The sequence below is a fragment of the Mesorhizobium sp. M0633 genome (assembly GCF_040320645.1).
Taxonomy (GTDB): domain Bacteria; phylum Pseudomonadota; class Alphaproteobacteria; order Rhizobiales; family Rhizobiaceae; genus Mesorhizobium.
Genome location: NZ_JAMYQC010000004.1, coordinates 269,079 through 275,467 on the forward strand (window position 1 = coordinate 269,079; position 6,389 = coordinate 275,467).

General features: G+C 64.5%; 8 protein-coding genes. 4 read left to right on the forward strand and 4 right to left on the reverse strand.

Going from position 1 to position 6,389, the window contains the following annotated elements; genetic code table 11:
- Together NKI47_RS06390 and NKI47_RS06395 are read left to right on the forward strand one after the other, a co-directional pair.
- Positions 1–981 (forward strand): hydroxyacid dehydrogenase, encoded by a 981-nt coding sequence (locus NKI47_RS06390; RefSeq protein ID WP_352588472.1) that lies wholly within the window; start codon positions 1–3, stop codon positions 979–981.
- 42 nt (positions 982–1,023) lie between these two features.
- Entirely contained in the window at positions 1,024–1,407 is a 384-nt protein-coding gene (locus NKI47_RS06395) for a hypothetical protein (protein WP_352588475.1), read from the forward strand.
- Positions 1,408–1,421: 14 nt separating this feature from the next.
- Here the strand turns inward: NKI47_RS06395 and NKI47_RS06400 are convergent, their stop codons facing one another.
- Positions 1,422–2,717: an amidase gene (locus tag NKI47_RS06400; RefSeq protein WP_352588478.1), complete on the reverse strand. Its 1,296-nt coding sequence runs from the start codon at positions 2,715–2,717 to the stop codon at positions 1,422–1,424.
- A gap of 120 nt (positions 2,718–2,837) precedes the next feature.
- Here NKI47_RS06400 and NKI47_RS06405 point away from each other — a divergent pair, with 120 nt between their 5' ends.
- Complete coding sequence (locus NKI47_RS06405) at positions 2,838–3,185, forward strand: GFA family protein (RefSeq protein WP_023675184.1); 348 nt, start codon at positions 2,838–2,840, stop codon at positions 3,183–3,185.
- Here NKI47_RS06405 and NKI47_RS06410 read toward each other — a convergent pair.
- A complete protein-coding gene (locus NKI47_RS06410; RefSeq protein WP_352588481.1) occupies positions 3,182–4,405 on the reverse strand; it encodes an MFS transporter in 1,224 nt (407 codons plus the stop codon). The genes NKI47_RS06405 and NKI47_RS06410 overlap by 4 nt on opposite strands.
- 94 nt (positions 4,406–4,499) lie before the next feature.
- Between NKI47_RS06410 and NKI47_RS06415 the strand changes: the two genes are divergently transcribed.
- The gene (locus NKI47_RS06415) at positions 4,500–5,480 is read left to right on the forward strand and encodes an AraC family transcriptional regulator (protein ID WP_023675183.1); all 981 of its coding nucleotides are present in this window, start codon (positions 4,500–4,502) and stop codon (positions 5,478–5,480) included.
- Positions 5,481–5,492: 12 nt separating this feature from the next.
- Here NKI47_RS06415 and NKI47_RS06420 read toward each other — a convergent pair whose 3' ends face one another.
- Both NKI47_RS06420 and NKI47_RS06425 read right to left on the reverse strand, forming a co-directional pair.
- Positions 5,493–5,774: a hypothetical protein gene (locus NKI47_RS06420; protein WP_352448400.1), complete on the reverse strand. Its 282-nt coding sequence runs from the start codon at positions 5,772–5,774 to the stop codon at positions 5,493–5,495.
- A gap of 246 nt (positions 5,775–6,020) precedes the next feature.
- On the reverse strand, positions 6,021–6,389 hold a 369-nt coding region (locus tag NKI47_RS06425; protein ID WP_352588484.1), incomplete at its 5' end, for a TOBE domain-containing protein.

Consider the following 6,389-nt stretch of genomic DNA (forward strand, 5'->3'; position numbering starts at 1 on the left):
ATGCCCAAGATCCTGTCAACACACAGACTGCACCCTCGTGCCGCTTCCATGCTGACCGGGGCCGGCGAACTCGTCGTTGCTTCCGCCCTCGATGCGGCCACGCTGGCCGTCGAGGCGAGGAACGCCGATGTCATCATCGTTCGCGCTCCCTTGCCTGCGGCGCTTTTCGAAGGCGCGAAGAAGCTCAGGGCCGCGATCCGCCACGGCGCCGGGCTGGACATGGTACCGATGGAAGCGGCCAATGCGGCCGGCGTGCTGGTGGCGAATGTGCCGGGGGTGAACGCGCGATCTGTCGCCGAATATGTGATGTTCGCGGCGCTGGCGCTGCTTAGGCGCTTCCGTGTGTTGGACCGCGACTTGCGTGCGAAGGGCTGGCTGGCGGGCCGCGAACACACGGTGGTGGCCAGCGAGCTAGCGGGCAAGACGATCGGCATTGTCGGCCTCGGCGCGATCGGTCAGGCGGTTGGCCACATCGCCGCCCATGGGTTCGATCTGAATGTGGTGGCGACGACGCGCAGCATGCGGCCGGCGCCGGACAGGGTCGGCTTCCTGTCGATCGATGCACTCATCGAGCAGAGCGACATCATCGTTCTGTGCTGCCCGCTGACGCCCGAAACACGGGGGCTGATCAGCCGCGAGCGCATTGAGCGGATGAAGCCGGATGCGCTGCTGATCAATGTTTCGCGCGGGCCGGTGATCGATGACAACGCGCTGATCGAGGCCTTGCAGAAGGGCCGCATCGGCGGCGCTGCGCTCGATGTTTTTGCTACACAACCGCTACCGCCCAACCATCCTTATTTCGGCTTCGACAACGTCATCGTCACCCCGCACATGGCTGGGATTACCGAGCAGTCGATGATGCGGATGGGCGTCGGCGCGGCTGGCGAAGCCCTGCTGGTGCTGGCCAACAGATTGCCGGTCAATCTGCGCAACCCCGAAGTGGTCGAGCACTACCGGCGGCGGTTCCCTGCCGATTTCTGAAAGCGCCCCAATTTTCCCGAATTCGCCGGCGATGGTGCCGGCATGGCAAGCGTCACAAAATTCCTGCTGACCACCGGCTTCTGCGTGGCGACGGCGCAAGCCTTCGCCAACGGACAGGGTAGCTACGTGTTCTGCGACAACGGCATACGCTGCGTGGCGGCACCCTGTCCATCGAACAGCGCACTCGACCTCGCTGCTGGGAAGCTCATCAAAGGCGTTTCAATCGACATCGATCGCCTGCCGCAGCAAGACAAGGCGCTCGATCTTTCAGACAAGCTCTATGCCGGCAAGGTCGTTGTTGTCGGCTCGATCGAGAACCGCACCCGGACCTTCAACGGCAAGCGGTACACCCTGCCTTGGCTGGTCGCCACCAGCATCGAACGCGCCGCCAAGGACAGCGAACGCGGCCACTGCTCGTCGCGCTGACACGCGCTATCCGATCAATTTGCAAGCAGCCCCTCCACGCCCGCTGCGATGCGCAGCAGGTGGTGGTCATGGCCATTGCGCGCCACCAGCATCAGCCCGGCCGGACGCGTCATTCCCGGCATCGGCAGCGAGATGGCTGATAGATCGAACTGGTTGGCGACCTGCGTGTTGCGCAGCAGAAGGCCTTCCGTCCTGTTGCACAGAGCCTCGTCGCTGGTCATCGACACGATCGTCGGCGCCGTCACCGGTGTGGTCGGCAGGGCCAGCACGTCGACCGACGCCAGCCGGTCATCCATCGCGGCGGCCAGCGCCGTGCGGCGGCGCATTGCCCTGATATAGACCGTGGCCGGAATGGCGGCGGCGCGCGACAATGGCCCGCTTACCCGCGGGTCGACCGGCCTCGTCGCTCCCGTCGCCAGCCAGTCGGCATGGATCTCCGCCCCTTCCATCGCCGCGATCGACGCGCGTTGGGTTGCCACGCGCAGATCGGCAAGCAGGTCGTCGATCGACAGCTCCACAAGCCGTGCGCCGCTAAGCTCTATCTTGCGCAGACACCGGTCGAACGTCGTCGCGACCTCTTCCTGCGTATCATCGAACAGCACGCCGCGCGCAATACCGATGCGCAGGCCGTCCAGCGGCAGCGGCAACAGTGCCGCCAGGTTTTCGCCCGACATCACTGCATCGGCCGCCGCACATTCGGCGACGGTGCGGGCCAGCGGACCGATCGAGTCCAGCGTGGCTGACAGCGGAAACGCACCCGCAAGCGGCACGCGCCGCGCAGTCGGCTTGAAACCGACGACGCCATTCAGCGATGCCGGAATGCGCACCGAACCACCGGTATCGGAACCGATGGAGATTTCGCTGGTGCCTTCGCCCACCGAAACGCCGGCGCCTGAGGAGGAGCCGCCCGGAATACGGCTGGCATCGCTAGCATTGCCGGGCGTGCCATAATGTGGATTGACGCCGATTGCAGTAAAGGCGAACTCGGTCATGTTGGTCTTGCCGAGGATGATTGCACCGGCCTGGCGCAACTGTTGCACGACAATGGCATCCCGCAGCGCCGGCGCTGCGTTGGCGAGCAGCAGAGAGCCGGCCGTGGTCGGCTCGCCGGCGACATCGAACAGATCCTTGATCGAGACGATCGCCCCATCGAGCGGCCCGAGCGTGACGCCGGCTTTTCGCCGCGCATCGGTAGCGTCCGCCGCCGCCCGTGCGGCTTCCGGGTAGAGCTTTACGAAAACCCTCTCATCGTCGACGCAAGCGGCAAGAGGCGAAAGAATTGCTTCGAGGTGATCGCGGGCTGATTGCATTTTTCGGTGTCGGACTCCGCGCGTTTGCAACGTCTTAAGGTAGCAGCCAGAAACTGGCCGCAGGAGACATAGCCCGGCACGGTCGGATTTGCACCTGTCGACCCGAAGGAGGAAGGCCCGATGCTCTACCAAGGCAGCTGCCACTGCGGCAAGGTCGCGTTCGAGGTCGAAGGCGAGCTGACCGGAGCCGTTCGGTGCAATTGCTCGATCTGCTCGCGCAAGGGTGCACTGCTATGGGCAGTTCCGCATGAGAGCATGCGGGTGCTTGCCTGGGGCGATGATCTCGGTCGCTACAGCTTCGGCAACCATGTCATCGCCCACCGCTTCTGCCGCAGCTGCGGCATTCACCCCTTCGCCGAGGATGTCGGCGAAGGGAGCGGGCGAAGTGCCTATATCAATATCAATTGCATCGAGGCGTTGGACGTCGCAGCCGTGCCGGTCTTCGACTTCGACGGCCGTTCCGTTTAGGCCTTGGGGTCGTCGATCGGCTTGGGGCCAAGGAAGAACGCCGCCAGTGCCGCAAGCAACGTCGCCGCCGCGCAATAGGCGAAGGCGCTGGCAACGCCGGTATTGTCGACCAGCAGGCCGCCGAAGACGGCGCCCAACGCGATGGCGACCTGGAACGTCATAACCATGAGCCCACCGGCGCTTTCCGCCTGATCGGGGGCGGCCCGCACCAGCCAGGTCTGCAGCCCGACTGGGACGGCGCCGAAGGCAAAGCCCCAGCTGGCCACTGCTATTGCAGCCACGACGGGTGAAACTCCGACCACCAGCAGCAGGAGCGCCGAAAACGCGATCAGCAGGGGCGCCAGGCTGACGGCTGCCTTGAGGCTGCGTTCGGCAATGAAGCCGCCGGCAAAATTGCCGAAGAAGCCACCAATGCCGTAGGCGAGCAGCACAAGCGAGATCGTCTCGATGTCCAGCGCGGGCACCTTCTCGAGAAACGGGCGGACATAGGTGAAGCCGGCAAAATGTCCCGAGGCGACCAGCAGCACCACCAGCAGTGCCACCCTGATCATCGGCCGCTTCATCACCTCCAGCAGCGTGCGAAAACCTGCCGTACCTGCAGGCGGCAGCTTCGGAATGGTAGCCACCTGCACCAGCAGCGCCAGCGCACCGACCACGGCGGCGATCATGAACGCCGTCCGCCAGCCCCAGATGTCGCCGACATAGGCGCCGACCGGAGCCGCGCAGACCGTCGCCACCGAAACGCCGGTGAGAATGATCGACATGGCGCGCGGCATCAGCCGCATCGGAACGAGCCGCATCGCCATGGCTGCCGACATCGACCAGAAGCCGCCAAGACTGATCCCGAGCATGATGCGGGCAATCAGAAGAACGGGAAGCGAGGACGCAAACGCGGCCACCAGGTTTGACAGCACAAGCAGCACCGTCAGCGCCCACATGACCAGCCTGCGGTCCAGCCGCTTGGTGACAATAGCCATGGTCGGCGCCGCAATCGCACCAATGACGGCGGTGGCCGTTACCGCCTGCCCGGCGGCGCCTTCGGTGATGCCGAGATCCTGCGCAAGCGGCGTCAGCAGGCTGGCAGGCAGAAATTCCGCGGTCACTAGGCCAAAGACTCCGAGCGCCAGGGAGACCACCGCCCCCCATGCGGGCTCGGATCGTTCGCCGGTTTCCGATGGGTCGAGAACGGCGTCCATGACGCCTGTCGCGGGTTCGGTCATGAGGGATCTCCGGTCTGTTGCAGCGCAGCATTTGGCTGCAATGCAAGCAACATAGGGAGTGACTAGCTGGAGTTTCCATGCTAGAAACACCATTATGTTTGACCGTTCGTCCAAAATTCCAATCACCGGCGATCCGCTGACAGACATATTGCGCGGATTGCGTCTCGAAGGCGTCGATTACGGCCGTTGCGAGATGAAGGAACCCTGGGGCATCCATTTTCCGGCTCAGGCGGCGGCACGGTTTCATTTCATCGGCCGCAAAGGCTGCTGGTTGCTGCAGCCGTCCGGCGAATGGGTCGAGCTCAAGGCGGGCGACGCGGTATTGTTGCCGCGCGGCTCAGCCCACACGCTGGCGAGCGAGCCGGGTATCGAGGCGGCGCCGATCCACGGCTATGAGGTCGAGGAAATCTGCAAGGGTGTCTATTGCATGTCGAATGACGGCATGCCCGGCTGCCGTCCGGGGACCTTGCTGTTTTTCGGCAGCATGTATTTCAATCTCGATGGCTTGCACCCCTTGCTCGGCATGATGCCGGACGTGATGCGCGCACATGAGTTGGAGGCCTATGAGCCAGGTATCCCGCATTTGCTGGAAGCGATGGCCCGCGAGGTGACGATGGAGCGCGTCGGCTCCGGCGGCATCTTGGCGCGGCTGGCCGATGTGCTCGCCGCGACCGTCATCCGCTCATGGGTCGAGCGCGGCTGCGGCGACTCTTCCGGTTGGATTGCGGCGGTCAGGGACCGCGAGATCGGCCGGGTGCTGGCCGCGATCCATCTGGAACCGAACCGCGACTGGACGGTGGAGGCTCTGGCGAAGATGATGGGTGCCTCGCGATCAGGTTTCGCCGAGCGCTTCGCAACCATTGTCGGCGAAACACCGGCAAAGTACGTCACGCAGGTGCGGATGCACCAGGCGAGGCAATGGCTGGTCCGCGACCGGCTCAAGATTTCCGTCGTCGCGGCTCGTCTCGGCTACGAATCCGACGCCTCCTTCAGCCGCGCCTTCAAACGGGTCATCGGATCGCCGCCCAGCCATTTCCGGGCCGAGGAACAGGCGGAGATCCGCCAGGCCGGCTAAACGTTGGCCGGCTTATTGCTCGGTAATGCAGGCCGAGCCGGCGCTGCTCTTGCAATATTTGCCGGAGGCCCCGCACCTGCCATCCGAGACTTCCACGACGGTGCCGCTCAACAACAGCTTGCAGTCGCTGGTGGACAGATTGACCGTGCCGTTGAGGTCCTTGATCTTCTTGGCGTCGACCTTCGCGCCGGCGACAACTTTCTTGGCTGCCTGCGCCTCGCCCAGATGCGCCGCCGACAATCCCATACCGGCGACGAGCAGGATCGTCGCAAAACTGCGGAACAGATTTCCCATAGCCAACCCTCCATTTTGGGCCTCCAAATTGGGCTTGCAAAGCCCGTTTGGGACCAAAGGATCAGCCTATTCGACAAATCGGAGCATCCGCATCCCCCGTACGGGGGATGACGGGAAGACTCGAGCATTTCGCAGCCAAGTGGAATCACGTGGCGTCGCACAAATGCGGCTAAAACACATGGATAGAGCGGGATGCACGGTTCACTTTGAACGCATCCCGCTCTAGCGCAGTAAAGACGCTTGTACTTAGCCGGCGTGACGCAGGCTTATTCCGCTGCCCTTGTCGAACAGCACCACCTTGTCCGGGTTCCAGGCAAAGCGCACCGGCTGCTCTATCTGGACGTCGGTCCTGGCAGGCACGGTGGCGCGCAGCATGGCGTCGCCGACCCGCAGCGTCAGGATCTTCTCGACGCCATGGTTCTCGACGTCATGGACCCGCGCCTCGACCGGCGCGCCGGTCTCGAGATTGACGTCCTCGGGACGTATACAGAAGACGAGCGGGCGACCGTCGGTCGCCGCGCCCGTCTTTTGGCCCGGGGGGGTCTTGGGGGGGGGGGGGGGGGGGGGGGGGGGGGGGGGGGGGGGGGGGGGGGGGGGGGGGGGGGGGGGGGGGGG